At 68.9% G+C, this 18,070-nt stretch carries 20 protein-coding genes; 14 read left to right on the plus strand and 6 right to left on the minus strand.

The genetic code is table 11. The features are described from left to right. Nucleotides 1-168: 168 nt before the first annotated feature. Nucleotides 169-459, minus strand: a complete 291-nt coding sequence (locus tag ACFXGX_RS16310; RefSeq protein ID WP_384790733.1) for a hypothetical protein — start codon at nucleotides 457-459, stop codon at nucleotides 169-171. Nucleotides 460-898: 439 nt separating this feature from the next. Between ACFXGX_RS16310 and ACFXGX_RS16315 the strand changes: the two genes are divergently transcribed. Together ACFXGX_RS16315 and ACFXGX_RS16320 are read left to right on the plus strand one after the other, a co-directional pair. Continuing rightward, nucleotides 899-3,253, plus strand: a complete 2,355-nt coding sequence (locus tag ACFXGX_RS16315) for an immune inhibitor A domain-containing protein (protein ID WP_384790736.1) — start codon at nucleotides 899-901, stop codon at nucleotides 3,251-3,253. A gap of 131 nt (nucleotides 3,254-3,384) precedes the next feature. Next, nucleotides 3,385-3,720 (plus strand): hypothetical protein, encoded by a 336-nt coding sequence (locus ACFXGX_RS16320; protein ID WP_384790739.1) that lies wholly within the window; start codon nucleotides 3,385-3,387, stop codon nucleotides 3,718-3,720. 49 nt (nucleotides 3,721-3,769) lie between these two features. Here the strand turns inward: ACFXGX_RS16320 and ACFXGX_RS16325 are convergent, their stop codons facing one another. Then, on the minus strand, nucleotides 3,770-4,354 hold the full coding sequence (locus tag ACFXGX_RS16325; protein WP_384790742.1) for an isochorismatase family protein: 585 nt from the start codon (nucleotides 4,352-4,354) through the stop codon (nucleotides 3,770-3,772). A 215-nt stretch (nucleotides 4,355-4,569) separates the two neighbouring features. Continuing rightward, nucleotides 4,570-5,898, minus strand: a complete 1,329-nt coding sequence (locus ACFXGX_RS16330; RefSeq protein WP_384790745.1) for a nicotinate phosphoribosyltransferase — start codon at nucleotides 5,896-5,898, stop codon at nucleotides 4,570-4,572. 143 nt (nucleotides 5,899-6,041) lie between these two features. Between ACFXGX_RS16330 and clpS the strand changes: the two genes are divergently transcribed. The 7 genes from clpS (at nucleotide 6,042) to ACFXGX_RS16365 (ending at nucleotide 10,890) form a co-directional block, all read left to right on the plus strand. Next, a complete protein-coding gene (clpS, locus tag ACFXGX_RS16335) occupies nucleotides 6,042-6,359 on the plus strand; it encodes an ATP-dependent Clp protease adapter ClpS (protein WP_384790748.1) in 318 nt (105 codons plus the stop codon). A gap of 53 nt (nucleotides 6,360-6,412) precedes the next feature. After that, entirely contained in the window at nucleotides 6,413-7,018 is a 606-nt protein-coding gene (locus ACFXGX_RS16340) for a DUF2017 domain-containing protein (RefSeq protein ID WP_384790751.1), read from the plus strand. Between the two features lie 344 nt (nucleotides 7,019-7,362). Beyond that, nucleotides 7,363-8,814, plus strand: a complete 1,452-nt coding sequence (locus ACFXGX_RS16345; protein ID WP_384790754.1) for an amino acid permease — start codon at nucleotides 7,363-7,365, stop codon at nucleotides 8,812-8,814. Between the two features lie 110 nt (nucleotides 8,815-8,924). After that, nucleotides 8,925-9,347 (plus strand): M67 family metallopeptidase, encoded by a 423-nt coding sequence (locus ACFXGX_RS16350; protein WP_361681527.1) that lies wholly within the window; start codon nucleotides 8,925-8,927, stop codon nucleotides 9,345-9,347. 79 nt (nucleotides 9,348-9,426) lie between these two features. Further along, nucleotides 9,427-9,528, plus strand: coding sequence for a putative leader peptide (locus tag ACFXGX_RS16355; protein WP_339129578.1), 102 nt, complete (start codon nucleotides 9,427-9,429; stop codon nucleotides 9,526-9,528). A gap of 115 nt (nucleotides 9,529-9,643) precedes the next feature. After that, nucleotides 9,644-9,922 carry a MoaD/ThiS family protein gene (locus ACFXGX_RS16360; protein ID WP_037619201.1) on the plus strand — a complete coding sequence of 93 codons (279 nt, stop codon included), beginning with the start codon at nucleotides 9,644-9,646 and terminating at the stop codon, nucleotides 9,920-9,922. Nucleotides 9,923-9,939: 17 nt separating this feature from the next. After that, nucleotides 9,940-10,890 carry a PLP-dependent cysteine synthase family protein gene (locus ACFXGX_RS16365; protein ID WP_384790759.1) on the plus strand — a complete coding sequence of 317 codons (951 nt, stop codon included), beginning with the start codon at nucleotides 9,940-9,942 and terminating at the stop codon, nucleotides 10,888-10,890. A gap of 148 nt (nucleotides 10,891-11,038) precedes the next feature. On the opposite strand, the gene ACFXGX_RS16370 is transcribed toward ACFXGX_RS16365, so the two are convergent. Further along, nucleotides 11,039-11,512 (minus strand): type II toxin-antitoxin system PemK/MazF family toxin, encoded by a 474-nt coding sequence (locus ACFXGX_RS16370; protein WP_384790969.1) that lies wholly within the window; start codon nucleotides 11,510-11,512, stop codon nucleotides 11,039-11,041. A gap of 253 nt (nucleotides 11,513-11,765) precedes the next feature. On the opposite strand from ACFXGX_RS16370, the gene ACFXGX_RS16375 reads away from it, so the two are divergent. Next, the gene (locus ACFXGX_RS16375; RefSeq protein ID WP_384790762.1) at nucleotides 11,766-12,518 is read left to right on the plus strand and encodes an MBL fold metallo-hydrolase; all 753 of its coding nucleotides are present in this window, start codon (nucleotides 11,766-11,768) and stop codon (nucleotides 12,516-12,518) included. A 97-nt stretch (nucleotides 12,519-12,615) separates the two neighbouring features. Here the strand turns inward: ACFXGX_RS16375 and ACFXGX_RS16380 are convergent, their stop codons facing one another. Together ACFXGX_RS16380 and ACFXGX_RS16385 are read right to left on the minus strand one after the other, a co-directional pair. After that, nucleotides 12,616-13,881 (minus strand): PTS transporter subunit EIIC, encoded by a 1,266-nt coding sequence (locus ACFXGX_RS16380; protein WP_384790765.1) that lies wholly within the window; start codon nucleotides 13,879-13,881, stop codon nucleotides 12,616-12,618. A gap of 261 nt (nucleotides 13,882-14,142) precedes the next feature. Continuing rightward, a complete protein-coding gene (locus tag ACFXGX_RS16385; protein ID WP_384790768.1) occupies nucleotides 14,143-15,429 on the minus strand; it encodes a PTS transporter subunit EIIC in 1,287 nt (428 codons plus the stop codon). Nucleotides 15,430-15,602: 173 nt separating this feature from the next. Here ACFXGX_RS16385 and ACFXGX_RS16390 point away from each other — a divergent pair, with 173 nt between their 5' ends. The 4 genes from ACFXGX_RS16390 (at nucleotide 15,603) to rdgB (ending at nucleotide 18,008) form a co-directional block, all read left to right on the plus strand. Continuing rightward, nucleotides 15,603-15,836, plus strand: a complete 234-nt coding sequence (locus ACFXGX_RS16390) for a glucose PTS transporter subunit EIIB (RefSeq protein ID WP_069920430.1) — start codon at nucleotides 15,603-15,605, stop codon at nucleotides 15,834-15,836. Between the two features lie 138 nt (nucleotides 15,837-15,974). Then, nucleotides 15,975-16,721, plus strand: a complete 747-nt coding sequence (gene rph, locus ACFXGX_RS16395; RefSeq protein ID WP_103554520.1) for a ribonuclease PH — start codon at nucleotides 15,975-15,977, stop codon at nucleotides 16,719-16,721. Nucleotides 16,722-16,867: 146 nt separating this feature from the next. Further along, complete coding sequence (locus ACFXGX_RS16400; RefSeq protein WP_384790773.1) at nucleotides 16,868-17,266, plus strand: hypothetical protein; 399 nt, start codon at nucleotides 16,868-16,870, stop codon at nucleotides 17,264-17,266. A gap of 139 nt (nucleotides 17,267-17,405) precedes the next feature. Further along, nucleotides 17,406-18,008, plus strand: coding sequence for an RdgB/HAM1 family non-canonical purine NTP pyrophosphatase (gene rdgB / locus ACFXGX_RS16405; RefSeq protein WP_384790776.1), 603 nt, complete (start codon nucleotides 17,406-17,408; stop codon nucleotides 18,006-18,008). Nucleotides 18,009-18,070: the final 62 nt, after the last annotated feature.

Consider the following 18,070-nt stretch of genomic DNA (forward strand, 5'->3'; position numbering starts at 1 on the left):
GAGGGCGGCGCGTGCCGCTCGGCGCCCCACTTCTCCTCTCTCTCCGGGGTCAGCAGTTCAGCCACGTCCAGGATGTGGTGGCACTCCATGGATGGAAGGCCCGTGGTCTACGGGCCCGCCGTTCCGGTACGAGGTCGCGGCGTCCGGGGTGCAGGCGCGTACGCGGTCTCAGGGCCCCGCGGGTTCGCGCACGGGCTCGGGCGCGGAGGACACGGAAGCGGACACGGACGCGGTCTCGCGCCGCGCCGGTACTCGCTCGTGGACGACGGCCGAGGCGGCGGGCGCCGGCTTCGGCAGTGGGACCGTCATGGCCACCAGCAGCCCGAGAGCGAGCGCCGAGAGGGTGATCAGCACGATCCCCAGACTCGAACTCGTCTGTGACAGCAGCAGCATGGCGAGGGTGGAGAAGATCACGGTGCAGGAACCGTAGGCGAGCTGTGCGGCGGTCGGACGAGGCATGGCAATCGTGTCCTCGGATGGGGGTTCTCCCCCCGGTGCCTCTCGCGATGGGGGAGGGTGCGGATAGATGTCGGGGCTGGGACAACGGTGTCGACGTGGCTGTCCGCCGGCTTCCGACGTCCGCCAATCGACTCTATTCGCCTGCATGCCCGAGTGGAACGTCCGGTAAGCGTGACCTTACCCACGGTGCCGGTGCACAGGGGGCGCACGGATTCATCGCGTCCTCCAAGTGGGCCGGAAAGCGCGCCTGTTGGAGGCGATCGGGGCCGTCCGGATACCGAACGGAGGCTCCGCATAATGCACTTGCCAGGTTCAAGTCAAGATCTGTTTTTTCTTTCGTAACTCCGGTCAAATGTCGTCACTTGAATCGCGTAGACGCGTGCGGACCTCCATGACCCGGAACCCCCTCCGCGCGAACGTGCGCGGGGGAGGACATCAAGTGACCAACAGACCATGGACGTTCAGAGCAGCCGCGGTGGGCGTAGCCTTCGCGGCGGCCACCGCCACGTTCTCGACGTACGCCGTGGCGCAGGCCGACTCGGCCGCCGCGTCACCCGTCGTGGACCGCCACGACCCGCAGCCGGTCAAGAACACGGTCGACCACGACCTCGACGGCCCGCTGAGCAAGACCCAGGACGCCCAGCGCCAGGAGGCGCTGAACCAGGTCATAGCCGGCGACGCCAAGGTGCAGAAGCGCAACGGCTCGCAGGTCGTCCAGCTCAAGAGCAAGAAGGGCGACAGCAAGTACGTCGAACTCGGCCGCGAGAAGACCGACAAGATCTTCACGATCCTGGTGGAGTTCGGCGACAAGACGGACCCCAAGTTCGGCGGCACCGCCGGACCCGGGCACAACCAGATAGCCGCGCCGGACCGTGCGAAGGACAACAGCACGGCCTGGCAGGCGGATTACAACCAGAAGCACTTCCAGAACCTCTACTTCGGCACCGGCAAGAACGTCGAGTCGATGAAGAAGTTCTACGAGACGCAGTCCTCGGGCCGCTACTCGGTGGACGGCAAGGTCGCCGACTGGGTCAAGGTCCCGTACAACGAGGCCCGTTACGGCAACAACGCCTGTGGCAGCACGAACTGCCCGAGCGTGTGGAACGTCGTCAGTGACGGCGTCACCGCCTGGGTCGCCCAGCAGAAGGCGGCGGGCAAGACCGACGCGGCCATCAAGGCGGACCTGGCGCAGTTCGACCAGTGGGACCGTTACGACTACGACGGCGACGGCAACTTCAACGAGCCCGACGGCTACATCGACCACTTCCAGATCGTGCACGCCGGTGAGGACGAGTCCGCGGGTGGCGGCGTCCAGGGCAAGGACGCGATCTGGGCCCACCGCTGGTACGCCTTCGGCACCGACGCGGGCGCCACGGGTCCCGCGGACAACAGGCTCGGCGGCGCGCAGATCGGCGACACCGGCATCTGGGTCGGCGACTACACCATCCAGCCGGAGAACGGCGGACTCGGCGTCTTCGCCCACGAGTACGGCCACGACCTCGGTCTGCCGGACCACTACGACACCGCCGGCGGCGACAACTCCACCGGTTTCTGGACCCTGATGTCCTCGGGCTCGTGGCTCGGCACCGGCAAGAAGTCCATAGGTGACCTCCCCGGCGACTTCAACGCCTGGGACAAGCTCCAGCTCGGCTGGCTGAACTACGACACCGCCAAGGCCGGCAAGCAGTCCACGCACAAGCTGGGCGTCGCCGAGTACAACACCTTCGACAAGCAGGCGCTCGTCGTCTCCCTGCCGGAGAAGGCGGTCACGACCACGGTCGTCAATCCGGCGCAGGGCTCGTCCCAGTGGTGGAGCGGCAGCGGTGACAACCTGAAGAACACGCTGACCCGGTCCGTGGACCTCACGGGCAAGTCGTCGGCGAAGCTGACCCTCGACGGCTGGTACGACATCGAGGCGAACTACGACTACCTCTACACCGAGGTCTCGACCGACGGCGGCGCCAACTGGACCGCCCTGGACGGCACGGTGGACGGCGCCGCCATCCCGCGGGACGGCAGCGACAAGCCCGCCCTCACCGGCACGGTCGACGCGTACAAGAAGCTCGTGTTCCCGCTCGACGCCTACGCGGGCAAGAAGATCGACCTGCGCTTCCGCTACCAGAGCGACGGCGGCGTGGCGCTCAAGGGCTTCGCGGCCGACGAGATCAGCGTCACCGCCGACGGCACCGCGCTCTTCTCGGACAACGCCGAGACGGCCGACGCCGCTTGGACCGCCGCCGGCTTCTCCCGCATCGGCGCCTCGTTCACCAAGAACTACGCGCAGTACTACCTCGCGGAGAACCGTCAGTACGTGTCGTACGACAAGACCCTCAAGGTCGGCCCGTACAACTTCGGCTTCTCGACGACCCGTCCGGACTGGGTGGAGCACTACGCCTACCAGACCGGCCTGTTGATCTGGAAGTGGGACACCTCGCAGGCGGACAACAACACCAGCCAGCACCCGGGTGTCGGCCTCGCGCTTCCGGTCGACTCGCACTCGAAGGCGCTGTGGTGGGACAACGGCACGCTGATGCGCAACCGCATCCAGGCCTACGACTCGCCGTTCAGCCTGTACCGCACGAGCGGTATCACGCTGCACAGCGCGGACGTCGCCACGAAGATTCCGTCGTCGAAGGGGGTGTCGGTCTTCAACGACCACACCAGCGACTACTACGACAACCGGAACCCGACCGGCGGTGTCAAGGTCACTGACACCAACACCAAGATCGAGATCGTCAAGCAGGCCAAGGATGGCTCGACGATCTCCCTCAAGGTCGGCCCCGCGGTGAAGTAACAGCATTTTCGCAGGTCAGAAGCGTATCGGCGGCAACCCCTGGCGGGTTGCCGCCGATCGTGTTTAGGTGCCTCCTGTGCCTGGCTTATTGACACCGACATCTGAACCGACTCGCACGGGGGTGTGACCGCATGGCCGCAGGAGGTTTCTGCAGACTGCCGAACGGCAGCGTCGTGGTGGCGCTGAACCTGCCCAGCCCGGCGGGTCCGGTGGGCGGCTGCGTGCGCTTCCTGGTCGTCGCGCCGAACCGCGCCCGCGCCCTGACCAGGCTGCGAAACCTGGGTCTGCGTGCCGTCTACCTCCGGGGCAACGGGTCCCCGCCGAGCCCCGACGAGATCACCGCCGTCCTGCACCACCCCGACGGGCTCATATGGCGCACAGCCCCCGAGAGCGGCTGCACGGAACTCACGCAGGAGCTGTGGCACCCGGTCAGAACCCTGCTCAGACGCCCGGCACCCCAGCCGTGACCTGCACGGACGCGAACCGAGGAGACCCGGGAAACCGTCCAGACGGGCCCTAGACCACCGGCTTGCCCGTGAGCTCGATCCCGGCGGCGCGCATCTCCTCCAGCGCCCGCTGCGTCGTCTCCTCCGCCACGCCGGCTGTCAGGTCCAGCAGGACGGTCGTACGGAAGCCCTGCCGCGCCGCGTCCAGGGCGGTCGCCTTCACGCAGTGGTCGGTCGCGATGCCGACCACGTCCACCTCGCCGATACCGCGGGCGCGCAGCCAGTCGCCCAGCGCCAGCCCGTTCTCGTCGGCGCCCTCGAAGCCGCTGTACGCCGCCGCGTAGGCGCCCTTGTCGAAGACCGCGTCGATCGCGCCGGAGGCGACGGCCGGGGCGAAGTTGGGGTGGAAGCCGACCCCCTCGGTGCCGGCCACGCAGTGCGCGGGCCAGGAGTGCACATAGTCGGGGTTGTCGGCGAAGTGGCCCCCGGGAGCGATGTGCAGATCGCGGGTGGCGACCACGTGCCGGTAGCCGGCCGGGGCCTGCCCGATCAGCTCCGTGACGGCGGCGGCCACGTCGGCGCCGCCGGCCACGGCGAGGCTGCCTCCCTCGCAGAAGTCGTTCTGCACGTCTACGACGATCAAGGCGCGGCGCATGGGCTGTGTCCTTCGGCTATGGGGGCGGCAGACAAGGGTGCGGGCCCGGCCGTTGAACTTCCGAGCCTAGAGAATTCCGGGGCGGTGCGGGAGGGGGCATTCGGCTTCCACGGCCCGCTCGGGCACGCTGCCGTTGCATTCCCGCTCACCGAGGGTTCATGCGCGGTACCACCTTGGTAACGCCCGCACCACCCGCACCACCCGTCGCTGACGTCTCAGACGTATTCGGTGGGGATCACGGGCTCGCCGCGCGAGAGCTGGGTCGCCGACAGCGGCAGCCGGGCGCGGGCCGCCGCGTGCCGGTCGCGTACGACGTCGAGCGGCTCGCGGGACAGGACCTGTCCGCCCTTGACCAACTGGACCAGGAGCTGCCGGTCGGCCAGCTCGGCGGGCACCGGCCCGACGCCGATCACCTCGGCCTCGGCGACCCCTTGTCCGTCCACGCGCCGCGCGGCCCACTTGCGGCCGCCGATGGACGTCTTGCCGCCCGTGGACTTCTTGGCCACCGGCTCCAGCGGGGCCTTCGGGTCGGCCGACTCGGCACGGGCGACCAGTTTGTAGACCATCGAGCACGTCGGATGGCCGGATCCCGTCACGAGCTGGGTGCCGACGCCGTACGCGTCCACGGGCGCCGCCGCGAGCGAGGCGATGGCGTACTCGTCGAGGTCGGAGGTCACGACGATCTTCGTCTCCGTCGCGCCCAGCTCGTCGAGCTGGCGGCGCACCCGGTGGGCGACGAGCAGCAGGTCACCGGAGTCGATGCGCACCGCGCCGAGTCCGGTCCCGGCGACCTCGACGGCCGTGCGGACGGCCTCGGCGACGTCGTACGTGTCCACGAGCAGGGTGGTGCCGCGGCCCAGCGAGTCCACCTGGGCCCGGAAGGCGTCCCGCTCGTGGTCGTGCAGCAGGGTGAAGGCGTGCGCCGAGGTGCCCACGGTCGGGATGCCGTAGCGGAAACCGGCGGCCAGGTCGGAGGTGCTGGTGAACCCGCCGACGTACGCGGCGCGCGAGGCGGCCACCGCGGCCAGCTCGTGGGTGCGCCGGGCGCCCATCTCGATCAGCGGGCGGGTTCCGGCGGCGGAGGACATGCGGGAGGCGGCCGCCGCGATGGCGGAGTCGTGGTTGAGGATGGAGAGGATCACCGTCTCCAGGAGCACGCACTCGGCGAAGCTGCCCTCGACCCGCAGGAGGGGCGAGCCGGGGAAGTACACCTCGCCCTCGGGGTAGCCCCAGATGTCCCCGCCGAAGCGGTAGGAGGCGAGCCACCGCAGCGTCGGCTCGTCCACGATCCCGCGCTCGCGCAGAAAGCCGATGACGTCCGGGTCGAACCGGAAGTTCTCGACGGCGTCCAGGACGCGCCCGGTGCCCGCGAGGACTCCGTAGCGCCGCCCTTCGGGCAGCCGGCGGGTGAAGACCTCGAAGACCGAGCGCCGCTCGGCGGTCCCGGCCGCGAGCGCGGCCTGCAGCATCGTCAGTTCGTACTGGTCGGTGAAGAGCGCCGTAGAGGGAACATCCACCGGCAGCCCAAGGTCCGCTGTGTTCATGGCAGGGATCGTACCCCCATTTCGTCAGTTTGACGATTTCTCTCGGACCGGCGATTCCCGCAGCGCCCGAGCCCCTGTTCCAACCCCTGTTCCAGCCCCTGTTCCGGGGCCCGTTTATGCGGGTGCCCCCCTCGGGTGGGAGCATGGGCGATGTGACGGCTCCCGCACCTCTAGAGATCGAGAAGACCGAGTCGGCGGAGGAGGTCTTCGCCGTACCCGAGCCGGACGTCCCCTGGGTCACGATCGTCCACAACGACCCGGTCAACCTGATGAGCTACGTGACGTATGTCTTCCAGACGTACTTCGGCTACCCCAAGGACAAGGCCACCAAGCTGATGATGGACGTCCACCACAAGGGCCGGGCCATCGTCTCCAGCGGCACGCGCGAGGAGATGGAACGCGACGTGCAGGCCATGCACGGCTACGGTCTGTGGGCCACCCTTCAGCAGGACCGGAAGTAGCCGGCCCCCTGTCAACCGACCGCCCGCAGGACCGGAAGTAGCGAACTCACTCCATGCCCGGACACTTCGAACCGCTCCCCGGCGGCGGCGCGGCCGTCGCGCTCGACGAGGTCGAGATCTCCATCATCCGCTCCCTCGCCGTCCAGCTCCTGGAGCTCATCGGTCCCGGCCCCGCGGAGGACGACTCCGCCGACCCGCTCGCCGAGCTGTTCGCCGAGGGCCCCAGCGAGCCGCCGAGCGACCCGGTGCTCCTGCGCCTGTTCCCCGACGCCTACAGCGGCCCCGGCGTCGAGGCCGGAACGCCCGAGCAGGCCGAGGAGCAGCGCGCCCACTCCGCCGAGTTCCGCCGCTTCACCGAGAACGACCTGCGCGCGGGCAAGCGCGAGAACGCCCTCGTGGTGATCCGCTCGCTGGACGAGCTGACGCCCGGCGGCGACGGGGGAGCGGTCCTGGAACTGACCGCCGCGCAGTCCGGGCAGTGGCTGCGCGCCCTCAACGACCTGCGCCTCGCCATCGGTTCGCGGCTCGACGTCGTCGACGAGGAGGACACCGACCTCCTCTACCGCCTCCCCGACGAGGACCCGCGCAAGCCGATGGTGATGGCGTACCTCTGGCTGGGTGGTCTCCAGGAGACCCTCGTCGCCACCCTTATGCCCTGATCCATCCACATCTGCCCACCCGGCGCGCCTCCACGAGTGTTCGCTCAGAGGACGCTCAAATCCGGATAACGATCACGTCACCGTAACCGCGCCCTTTGGGGCGCGGTTCGTCATTTTGTCCGGTTCTTCCTGTGGTCTGCGCAACACGAGCCGCAACCGATCAACGCCGCCCCCGTGATAGATCTTCACGACCGCCCGGCAGGACACCACCCATGTCCCGCCGGGTGCGCCACCGAGCCGGCGGACCGCCGGCCAGGCACAGGCTCCACCTGTCCGGGGGGATCGGAAGCCGATTCGAAGCCGAGGGACTGGCTCGTTCCGGTATGGAGAAAGGCGCACCAGACATGACCTCATCGCAGGTCGACAAGAGTCACGACGGCAGTGAGGCCGTGGGCGGCGACGCCCCCGAAGAGGGGTACGAGCGCGGGCTCGGCAGCCGTCAGGTCCAGATGATCGCGATCGGCGGCGCCATCGGCGTCGGCCTCTTCCTGGGAGCCGGGGCGAACATCGCCAAGGCCGGACCCAGCCTGATCATGATGTACGCCCTCGCGGGCGTGATCATCTTCTTCATCATGCGGGCGCTCGGCGAGCTCCTGCTCTACCGCCCGGTCTCGGGCTCCTTCGCGGAGTACTCCCGCGAGTTCCTCGGCCCGTTCTTCGGCTACTTCACCGGCTGGACGTACTGGCTGATGTGGGTGGTCACCGGCATGGCCGAGCTCACGGCCGCCGCGATCTACGTCCACTACTGGTTCCCGGCGGTTCCCCAATGGGTGACCGCGCTGGTCTTCCTGGTCGTCCTGTTCGTGGCGAACCTGATCTCGGTGAAGCTCTTCGGCGAGATCGAGTTCTGGTTCTCGATGGTCAAGGTCACCGCCCTGCTCGGCATGATCGTCATCGGTATCGGCGTTCTGACCTTCGGCTTCAGTTCCGCCGGTGACACCGCCACCGTCAGCAACCTCTGGCAGTTCGACGGCTTCTTCCCCAACGGCATCGGCTCGTCCCTGATGACCCTCCAGGGCGTCATGTTCGCCTACCTCGCCGTCGAGCTCGTCGGCGTCACCGCGGGCGAGTCCGAGGACCCCGAGAAGACCCTCCCGAAGGCCATCAACACCCTCCCGTGGCGCATCGCCCTCTTCTACGTCGGCGCCCTCACGGTCATCCTCTGCGTCGTGAAGTGGACGGAGTTCGCGCCGAACGTGAGCCCCTTCGTCGCGGCCTTCGCGAAGATCGGCATCCCGGCCGGCGCCGGCATCGTCAACTTCGTGGTCCTCACCGCCGCCCTGTCCTCCTGCAACTCCGGCATGTACTCCACGGGCCGCATGCTGCGGAACCTGGCCGAGAGCGGCGAGGCCCCGAAGGTCTTCAGCAAGCTGTCGTCCACCAAGACGCCCGCGTTCGGCGTCACGGTCTCCGTGCTCTTCATGGGCATCGGCGTGATCCTCAACTACGTCGCCCCCGGGAAGGCCTTCGGCTACGTCACCTCGGTGGCCACCGCGGCCGGCATCTGGACCTGGCTGATGATCCTGGTCAGCCACATCCTCTACCGCCGCGCGGTCGACGCCGGCCGGCTCCCTGCCTCGTCCTTCCCCGCCCCCGGCGGCGCGAAGTGCAGCTATGTCGCCGTCGCGTTCCTGCTCTTCGTCACCGGCCTGATCGCCTACGACCCCGAGTCCCGCATCTGCCTGTACGTGATGGCCGTCTGGACCGCCGCCCTGGCCATCGGCTGGGCGGTCCTCAAGGCACGCAACCCCCAGGTCACCGAGCGCCCCGAGCCGGAGTTCGAGAAGGTCGGCTGACCGCCGGCACGGACGCCCGGCCCCCGGGCCACCGCTCAGGGCGTCCGGCATACGGGCCGTCCCGTACCACGCCTCGGTACGGGACGGCCCTTCTGTCTATCCTGACCAGCATGCTGACCATCACCGAGGCCCTGTTCGACCAGATCGTCGCCCACGCGCGCCAGGACCACCCCGACGAGGCGTGCGGCGTCGTCGCGGGCCCCGCCGGCACCGGCCGCCCCGAGCGCTTCATCCCCATGCTCAACGCGGCCCGCTCGCCCACGTTCTACGAGTTCGACTCCGGCGATCTGCTCAAGCTCTACCGCGAGATGGACGACCGCGACGAGGAGCCCGTCGTCATCTACCACTCGCACACCGCGACCGAGGCCTACCCCTCCCGCACCGACCTCGCCTACGCCAACGAGCCCGGCGCGCACTACGTCCTGGTCTCCACGGCCGACACCGACGACGCCGGCCCCTTCCAGTTCCGCTCCTACCGGATCGTGGACGGTGAGGTCACGGAGGAGGAGGTCAAGGTCGTGGAGAGCTACTGATCTCACCCATCGACCAAAAAGCGTCCGGAATGCGAGATCACACCCCGGGACCCGTACCGGGAATCGATACGATGAGCTCATGGTTCTGAACGACGTGAGCGACAAGACGCCGGGCATGCTGCTCGTAGCGCGCCTGCACGTCGACCTCTGCAGGCTGCAGAGCGCCATCTGTACGCACTGACCTGCCGCCGCCGTACGGCCGGAGAGCCGCGGCTCCGCAACCGGCGTACCCCTTGCCCCGCCCGCGCTGCCGCGCGTCGTCCGACCTGACTTCCTTCCGACAGGAGCCCGCAACCATGGCCATCGAGGTCCGCATCCCCACCATCCTCCGCACCTACACGAACGGCGAGAAGGCCGTCGAGGGCGGCGGGGCGACCCTTGCCGAGCTGTTCACCGACCTCGACACCCGTCACGCGGGCATCCGGGCCCGGATCGTGGACGGCGGCGAGCTGCGCCGCTTCGTCAACGTCTACCTCAACGACGAGGACGTCCGCTTCCTCGACGGCATCAACACCAAGCTCACCGACGGCGACAACGTCACCATCCTGCCGGCCGTCGCCGGCGGCATGGCCTGATCGGACCCTGGTCACCGATGCGCTACGACTCCCCGCTCGCCGCGGTGGGCAACACCCCTCTGGTGCGCCTGCCGCGGTTGTCGCCGTCGGCGGACGTCCGTATCTGGGCGAAGCTGGAGGACCGCAACCCGACCGGTTCCGTCAAGGACCGGCCGGCCCTCCACATGATCGAGCAGGCGGAGAAGGACGGCCGCCTGACGCCGGGTTGCACGATCCTGGAGCCGACCAGCGGCAACACCGGCATCTCCCTGGCCATGGCGGCGAAGCTCAAGGGCTACCGCATGGTCTGCGTCATGCCCGAGAACACCTCGCAGGAACGCCGTGACCTGCTCGGCATGTGGGGCGCCGAGATCATCCCCAGCCCGGCCGCCGGCGGTTCCAACACCGCCGTGCGCGTCGCCAAGGAACTCTCCGCGCAGCACCCGGACTGGGTGATGCTCTACCAGTACGGCAACCCGGACAACGCCGGCGCCCACTACGCCACGACGGGCCCGGAGATCCTCGCCGACCTCCCGTCCATCACCCACTTCGTGGCGGGCCTCGGCACCACCGGCACCCTCATGGGCGTCGGCCGCTTCCTGCGCGAACACAAGCCGGACGTCAAGATCGTCGCCGCGGAGCCGCGCTACGACGACCTGGTCTACGGCCTCAGGAACCTGGACGAGGGCTTCGTACCGGAGCTGTACGACGCCTCCGTCCTCACCACCCGCTTCTCCGTGGGCTCGGCCGACGCGGTCACCCGTACCCGGGAACTCCTCCAGCAGGAGGGCATCTTCGCGGGCGTCTCCACCGGAGCCGCGCTGCACGCCGCGATCGGCGTCGGCAACAAGGCCATCAAGGCCGGAGAGCCGGCCGACATCGCCTTCGTGGTCGCGGACGGCGGCTGGAAGTACCTGTCGACGGGCGTCTACACGGCGGCGACGACGGAAGAGGCCATCGAGGCACTGCAGGGCCAGCTCTGGGCGTAGCCACGTACCGGATTCACCGAGGGGCGCGCGGACCGGTCGACGGTTCCCGCGTCCCTCGTCGTTTCCGCGAGGCCGCTCGTAGTTTCCGCCAGGCCCATCGTCGTTTCCGCGAGGCCACTCGTCGTTTCCGCGAGGGTGCCGGAGTGCCTCAGCGCGCCAGATAACGGACCTGGTCCCACAGGACCGGATCCACCACACCCACCCGGCGCCGGAAGTCGCCCACCGGCACCTCCCGCAACTCGTCCGTCTCCAGGAAACTCGGCCGCCCCTGGGAGTCCCCCACGGCCCCGGGCGGCAGCGCGATCACCCCGGGCCGCTCGTCGTGGTACTTGCTGGTGATCTTCGCGACGGTCACCCGCTTGCCGCGCACCACGAGCACCAGACACGGCCGGTCCTTGGCACCCGGCCCGTCCTCGTAGGGAACGTTCGCCCACCAGATCTCCGCCGCCCGCGGCAACGGCCCGCCGCGGGCCGTGCCGCCCCGGCGAGGTCCCCGGGCCCGGCCCGGCGGACGCCTCCGGCCGGCCGGCCGGCGCCCGCGGCGCCCCCAGCCGTCCACCAGCGTCGCGACCAGCGCGAGCAGAACCACCGCCGCCAACGCGATCCACCAGGACGTGTCCACAGCAATGAAGGTACCGGCGCCCTCGTGCCCCCGCCCGCCCTGCGCGAACTCCGGGCGTCCGGAGAGGGCGTGTGCGAACTGATCCAAACGCCACCCCTCAGGTCCATCCGAACCGGTGACAGCACAGGTGAGTTCGCCCACAACGGCCCCTGGCGGAGGAGCGACCAACCCTTTTGCGCCTTACGCTCGACGGACCGCACGACCCCCGTCCTCCCCCTTCCAGTAGTTACCCGCCAGCGGAGGTTTCTGCTTTATGAAGCTCACCGTCGTCGGCTGCTCGGGGTCGTTCCCGTCCGCGGAATCGGCCTGCTCGAGCTACCTCGTAGAGGCCGACGGCTTCCGGCTGCTTCTCGACATGGGCAACGGTGCCCTGGGCGAGCTGCAGCGCCACTGCGGTCTCTACGACCTCGACGCGATCTTCCTGAGCCATCTGCACGCCGACCACTGCATCGACATGTGCGCCTACTTCGTCGCGCGCTACTACCGGCACGACGGCGGCCGCTGCGCCCCGCTGCCGGTCTACGGCCCCGAAGGCACCGAGCACCGCCTCACCACGGCCTACGCCGACACCCCCACCGCCTCGTCCATGAGCGAGGTCTTCGACTTCCACACGGTCAAGCCCTCCACGTTCGAGATCGGCCCCTTCACCGTGCACACCGAACGGGTGGCGCACCCGGTGGAGGCGTACGGCATCCGGGTGGAGCACGGCGGACGTGCGTTGACGTACTCCGGTGACAGCGGGGTGACCGGGGCCCTGGACGAACTCGCCCGCGACACGGACCTGTTCCTGTGCGAGGCCGCGTTCACCCACGGCAAGGAGAACATCCCCGGCCTCCACCTCAACGGCCTCGAGGCCGGCGAGACCGCCGCCCGCGCGGGCGCCCGCCGCCTCGTCCTCACCCACATCCCCCCGTGGACGGACGCCGCCACCAACCTGACGGACGCCCGCTCGGCGTACCAGGGCCCGGTGGACCTGGCGGTACCGGGGGCGATGTACGAGATCTGACGGTCTTTGCCGCGGCGCGCGAACTCCCTGACACACAGAATTCCCCGGACCGACAGGCGGTCCGGGGAATTCTGCTGTGCCGGGGGAGCGGCTGCCGCTACTTGGCCTCGGCCTTCTGCAGTTCCGCGAGCTCCTCGTCGGACTCGCGGCCGGGGGTCGGGAGGTTCCACTTGGTGATCGCGAAGCGGAAGACCACGTAGTAGACGGCGGCGAAGCACAGGCCGACCAGGACCAGGCCCCACGGGTTGGACGCGATGCCGAGGTTGAGGCCGAAGTCGACCACGCCGGCCGAGAAGCCGAAGCCGTCCTTCATGCCGAGCGCCCAGGTGAGCGCCAGCGAGACACCGGTGAGGACCGCGTGGATCGCGTACAGGGCCGGGGCGATGAACATGAAGGTGAACTCGATGGGCTCGGTGACACCCGTGACGAAGGAGGTCAGGGCGAGCGAGAACATCATGCCGCCGACGACCTTGCGGCGCTCGGGGCGGGCGCAGTGCACGATGGCGAGGCAGGCCGCGGGAAGGGCGAACATCATGATCGGGAAGAAGCCGGTCATGAACTGCCCGGCGCTCGGGTCACCCGCGAGGAAGCGCGAGATGTCGCCGCTCTTGCCGTGGTAGTCGCCCGCCTGGAACCAGGGGTAGGAGTTCAGCAGGTGGTGCATGCCGATCGGGATGAGCGCGCGGTTGGCGACACCGAAGATGCCCGCTCCGACGGCGCCCGAACCGACCAGCCACTCACCGAAGTTGTGCAGACCCATGCCGAGGACCGGCCAGATGTAGCCGAAGACGATGCCGATCAGCAGACCCGCGAAGGCGGAGAGGATCGGGACGAGACGGCGGCCGCCGAAGAAGCCCGCCCAGTCGGGCAGCTTGGTGCGGTAGAAGCGCTGGTATATCAGGGCCACGACGATGCCCATGACGACTCCGCCGAGGACCTTGGCGTCCACCGGGGCGTCGACCATGACCACCTTGCCGTCGACGGCCGTGGCCACCTTCGGCAGGTTCTTGTCGGTGAACGTGGCCAGCACGTTCTTGAAGACCAGGTAACCGACCACGCCCGCGAGCGCCGTCGAGCCGTCCGACTTCTTGGCGAAGCCGATCGCGATGCCCACCGCGAACAGCAGGGCCATGTTGTCGAGGATCGCGTTGCCGCCCGCCGCCATGAAGCCGGCGATCTTGGTGAGGAACGTCGGGAACGACGGACGCCCCAGCATGTCGGGGTTGCCGAGGCGCACCAGCAGCGCGGCTGCGGGAAGCACGGCGACCGGCAGCATCAGGCTGCGGCCGATGCGCTGCAGGATCGCCATCGCGCCGGCGCCCTTCTTCTTCTCGGCGGCGGGTGCCGCGCTGGCCGTGGTCATCAACTTCCTCCAGTTGGCAAGGCGCCGCCCAGGGGACAGGAGAGGACGGCGGCGTCTTCGACGGCACGCGGTGACTCGTCTGCCTCGCGTGGTCTACACCACTCAGTGGTGTAGACCTGTTTCTAGCACGGTGAAGGCCGGATAAGGAAGGTGCGAATTTTGTGGCCTCGGCCATAACAGGAATAACTGGTTCCGATCATGCCGAAGGCCCCCGGACCGGCAGGTCAGGGGGCCATCACTCTGAGCAGGGGACGCGGAGCGCTACGCCTTCGTGGTGTCCTCGACGTCCTCCTCCGGCTCCCGCCCCGGAGTCTTCAGATCGAACTTCGTGATCGCGAACCGGAAGATCGCGTAATAGACCGCGGCGAAACACAGCCCGATCGGAATGATCAGCCACGGCTTCGTCGCCAGGTTCCAGTTGATGATGTAGTCGATCAGACCCGCGGAGAAACTGAAGCCGTCGTGCACACCGAGCCCCCAGCTCACCGTCATCGACACACCCGTCAGCACCGCGTGCACCGCGTACAGCAGCGGCGCGATGAACATGAACGAGTACTCGATCGGCTCGGTGATGCCCGTGACGAACGACGTCAGCGCCACCGACAGCATCAGCCCGCCCACCTCCTTGCGCCGGTGCGGCTTGGCGGTGTGCGTCATCGCGAGGGCCGCCGCCGGCAGCGCGAACATCATGATCGGGAAGAAGCCCGTGAGGAACTGCCCCGCGTTCGGGTCGCCGTTCAGGAACATGGTGATGTCGCCGTGCACGACCTTGCCGTCGGGCGTCGTGTAACTGCCGAACTGGAACCAGATGGGCACGTTCAGGAACTGGTGCAGACCGATCACCAGCAGCGCCCGGTTCGCCAGACCGAACACACCCGAACCCCACGCCCCGAGACCCACCAGCCAGTCGCTGAAGTTCTCCAGCGCGTCACCGATCGGCGGCCACACCCACAGACACAGCGAGGCGAACGCGATGGACACGAACGCCATGATGATCGGCACCAGCCGCCGCCCGTTGAAGAAGCCCAGCCAGTCCACCAGCTTCGTACGGTGATAGCGCTGCCAGAAGTACGCCGACAGCAGCCCGATGACGATGCCGCCGAACACCCCGGGATTCTGGTACGTGAACTCGACGACCGAGTTGTCCTCCAACTGGCAGCCCAGCTCGATCTTGGCGCTCCCGCCCGGACAGGTCTCCGGGAACGCGCGCAGCACGTTGTAGTAGACGAGGAAGCCGACGACCGCCGCCAGCGCCGTCGAGCCGTCCGCCTTCTTCGCCATCCCGATGGCCACGCCGACACAGAACAGCATCGGCAGCCCGAGGTTGCCGTCCAGGAGCGCGCCGCCCGCCGCGCCGATCACCTTGGACAGGTTGTCCCAGCCGAGCCCCTTCGCGCCGAACACATCCGGCTGGCCGAGCCGGTTGAGAATGCCCGCGGCCGGCAGCACCGCGATCGGCAACTGCAGGCTGCGACCCATCTTCTGCAGTCCCTGGAAGACCTTGTGCCAACGGGCGCGCGCCGGCGATACGTCACTTACGGCACTCATGGGCGGTCCTTAGGGCGGGCCGGTTTGGCGACTACCCGCCCACTGGTGTAGACCAGTTGCGGCGGGTGGCTCTGTCGTGATCGCCATCCTTCGGCACGCACGACATGACCGCTCGCGAAGTTGGGCCAACTGTGGGTTACTGCGACAAAGCGGTTCGGATCAGGGAGTAGGACATGGCCACCAAGGCTGAGAAGATCGTCGCCGGGCTCGGCGGCATCGACAACATCGAAGAGGTCGAAGGCTGCATCACCCGCCTGCGCACCGAGGTCCATGACGCCTCACTCGTCGACGAGGCCGCCCTGAAGGCCGCAGGCGCCCACGGCGTCGTCAAGATGGGCACCGCCATCCAGGTCGTCATCGGAACCGACGCCGACCCCATCGCCGGCGAGATCGAAGACATGATGTGAGCACCGGGACCCGCTGAAGCCAACCGGCCCCCGACACGCGCCGCACGCCGCTTCAGGAGCCGCACCGGCTCACCCATGAGGGGCTGAATCCGCCACCGGCGGGCAGCCCCTCACGCCTGTGCGGATAGGCTCGACACCATGTCTCGAATCGACGGCCGCACCCCCGAACAGCTTCGCCCCATCACCATCCAGCGTGGCTGGAGCAAGCATGCCGAGGGCTCCGTCCTCGTCTCCTTCGGCGACACCAAGGTCTTCTGCACGGCCTCCGTCACCGAAGGCGTCCCGCGCTGGCGCAAGGGCAGCGGCGAGGGCTGGGTCACCGCCGAATACTCCATGCTCCCCCGCGCCACCAACACCCGCGGCGACCGCGAATCCGTCCGCGGCAAGATCGGCGGCCGCACCCACGAGATCAGCCGCCTCATCGGCCGCTCGCTGCGCGCCGTCATCGACTACAAGGCGCTCGGCGAGAACACCATCGTCCTCGACTGCGACGTCCTCCAGGCCGACGGCGGCACCCGCACCGCGGCCATCACCGGCGCCTACGTCGCCCTCGCCGACGCCGTCACCTGGGCCCAGGGCAAGAAGCTCGTCAAGCCCGGCCGCAAGCCCCTCACCGGCACGGTCTCCGCGGTCTCCGTCGGCATCGTCGGCGGCGTCCCCCTCCTCGACCTCCGCTACGAGGAGGACGTCAAGGCCGACACCGACATGAACGTCGTGTGCACCGGCGACGGCCGCTTCGTCGAGGTCCAGGGCACCGCCGAGGCCGAGCCCTTCGACCGCAAGGAACTCAACGCCCTGCTCGACCTCGCCGTCGCGGGCTGCGACGAACTCGCCGCCATCCAGCGCGCGGTACTCGAAGAGGCCTCACAGGCAACCGCGGGTTAAGCCTTAGCGTTCTTATGGGTACGGGCGTACGGTCCTGCCGTGCGCCCGCCGGCCCCCTCGGGCGGATCGGGCCGACCGCGCAGCGGACCGGTGCGATGCGGTCGGTGTGGCCGCACCACACCACGCCCACGGGGAGGGACCGTTCCATGGCCGCGCGCCACCACCATCGCCGCCGTACCGCCGCATTCGCCGCCGTCGCCGCACTCGTCGTCCTGCCGGCGGCCGTCGGCTGCGACGCCGTCAGCAAGGCGCTCGACTGCGTGCAGACCGCCGACTCGATAGCCGACAGCGTCACCGACCTCCAGCAGGCCGTCGAGAACGCGGCGAACGACCCGTCGCAGACCGATGCGTCCCTCAACGCCATCGAGAACAACCTCGACAAGATCGGCGACCAGACCGACAACGCCGACGTCAACAAGGCGGTCGACGAGCTGAACAAGGCCGTCGCGAACGTCCGCGCAGCCGTCAAGAACGGCGACGCGACCCCCGACATCAGCCCCGTCACGGCCGCGGCGGGCGAACTGACGAAGGTGTGCACGCCCTAGCGGACGCGGACCGGGGTGCGGGCCGAGCACGAAACCGGCCCGGGGACGGGGCTGCCGGCAGGGCGGGAAACCGTCCCGGAGGCGGACTGCGGGACCGTCAGGAACCGGCGCCGGACCGGACTCGGCGATACTGGCGGGCATGACCCGCCTGATCCTCGCCACCCGCAACGCCGGAAAGCTCACCGAGTTGAAGGCGATCCTCGCCGACGCAGGGCTCACCCATGACCTCGTCGGCGCGGACGCCTACCCCGACATTCCCGACGTCAAGGAAACCGGCGTCACCTTCGCCGAGAACGCCCTGCTGAAGGCCCACGCACTGGCCCGGGCGACCGGACTGCCCGCCGTCGCGGACGACTCGGGCCTGTGCGTCGACGTCCTGAACGGCGCCCCCGGCATCTTCTCCGCCCGCTGGGCCGGCCGACACGGCGACGACCAGGCCAACCTGGACCTGCTCCTCGCCCAGCTCTCCGACATCGACGCCCCCCACCGGGGCGCCCACTTCGCCTGCGCGGCGGCCCTGGCCCTGCCAGACGGCACGGAACGCGTGGTCGAGGGCCAGTTGCTCGGCACCCTCCGCCACACCCCCGCCGGCACGAACGGCTTCGGCTACGACCCGATCCTCCAGCCGGAGGGAGACACCCGCACCTGCGCGGAACTGACCCCCGCAGAGAAAAACGCAATCAGCCACCGAGGCAAGGCGTTCCGAGCACTTGTGCCGGTGGTGCGGGAGCTGCTGGGCTGATCTTCGGCACCAGCCGTACGTCGAGGGGCGCGCCCGACAGCACAAGACGGCCCCCCCGACGA

The organism is Streptomyces sp. NPDC059371, from assembly GCF_042751995.1.
Taxonomy (GTDB): Bacteria; Actinomycetota; Actinomycetes; order Streptomycetales; family Streptomycetaceae; genus Streptomyces.

Bases quoted from the DNA above. Each gene is read 5' to 3' on its own strand.
- ACFXGX_RS16310 (WP_384790733.1), bottom strand. From the start codon at position 459: ATGCCTCGTCCGACCGCCGCACAGCTCGCCTACGGTTCCTGCACCGTG.
- ACFXGX_RS16320 (WP_384790739.1), top strand. From the start codon at position 3,385: ATGGCCGCAGGAGGTTTCTGCAGACTGCCGAACGGCAGCGTCGTGGTG.
- ACFXGX_RS16325 (WP_384790742.1), bottom strand. From the start codon at position 4,354: ATGCGCCGCGCCTTGATCGTCGTAGACGTGCAGAACGACTTCTGCGAG.
- ACFXGX_RS16330 (WP_384790745.1), bottom strand. From the start codon at position 5,898: ATGAACACAGCGGACCTTGGGCTGCCGGTGGATGTTCCCTCTACGGCG.
- clpS (WP_384790748.1), top strand. From the start codon at position 6,042: ATGGGCGATGTGACGGCTCCCGCACCTCTAGAGATCGAGAAGACCGAG.
- ACFXGX_RS16340 (WP_384790751.1), top strand. From the start codon at position 6,413: ATGCCCGGACACTTCGAACCGCTCCCCGGCGGCGGCGCGGCCGTCGCG.
- ACFXGX_RS16345 (WP_384790754.1), top strand. From the start codon at position 7,363: ATGACCTCATCGCAGGTCGACAAGAGTCACGACGGCAGTGAGGCCGTG.
- ACFXGX_RS16350 (WP_361681527.1), top strand. From the start codon at position 8,925: ATGCTGACCATCACCGAGGCCCTGTTCGACCAGATCGTCGCCCACGCG.
- ACFXGX_RS16355 (WP_339129578.1), top strand. From the start codon at position 9,427: ATGGTTCTGAACGACGTGAGCGACAAGACGCCGGGCATGCTGCTCGTA.
- ACFXGX_RS16360 (WP_037619201.1), top strand. From the start codon at position 9,644: ATGGCCATCGAGGTCCGCATCCCCACCATCCTCCGCACCTACACGAAC.
- ACFXGX_RS16365 (WP_384790759.1), top strand. From the start codon at position 9,940: ATGCGCTACGACTCCCCGCTCGCCGCGGTGGGCAACACCCCTCTGGTG.
- ACFXGX_RS16375 (WP_384790762.1), top strand. From the start codon at position 11,766: ATGAAGCTCACCGTCGTCGGCTGCTCGGGGTCGTTCCCGTCCGCGGAA.
- ACFXGX_RS16380 (WP_384790765.1), bottom strand. From the start codon at position 13,881: ATGACCACGGCCAGCGCGGCACCCGCCGCCGAGAAGAAGAAGGGCGCC.
- ACFXGX_RS16385 (WP_384790768.1), bottom strand. From the start codon at position 15,429: ATGAGTGCCGTAAGTGACGTATCGCCGGCGCGCGCCCGTTGGCACAAG.
- ACFXGX_RS16390 (WP_069920430.1), top strand. From the start codon at position 15,603: ATGGCCACCAAGGCTGAGAAGATCGTCGCCGGGCTCGGCGGCATCGAC.
- rph (WP_103554520.1), top strand. From the start codon at position 15,975: ATGTCTCGAATCGACGGCCGCACCCCCGAACAGCTTCGCCCCATCACC.
- ACFXGX_RS16400 (WP_384790773.1), top strand. From the start codon at position 16,868: ATGGCCGCGCGCCACCACCATCGCCGCCGTACCGCCGCATTCGCCGCC.
- rdgB (WP_384790776.1), top strand. From the start codon at position 17,406: ATGACCCGCCTGATCCTCGCCACCCGCAACGCCGGAAAGCTCACCGAG.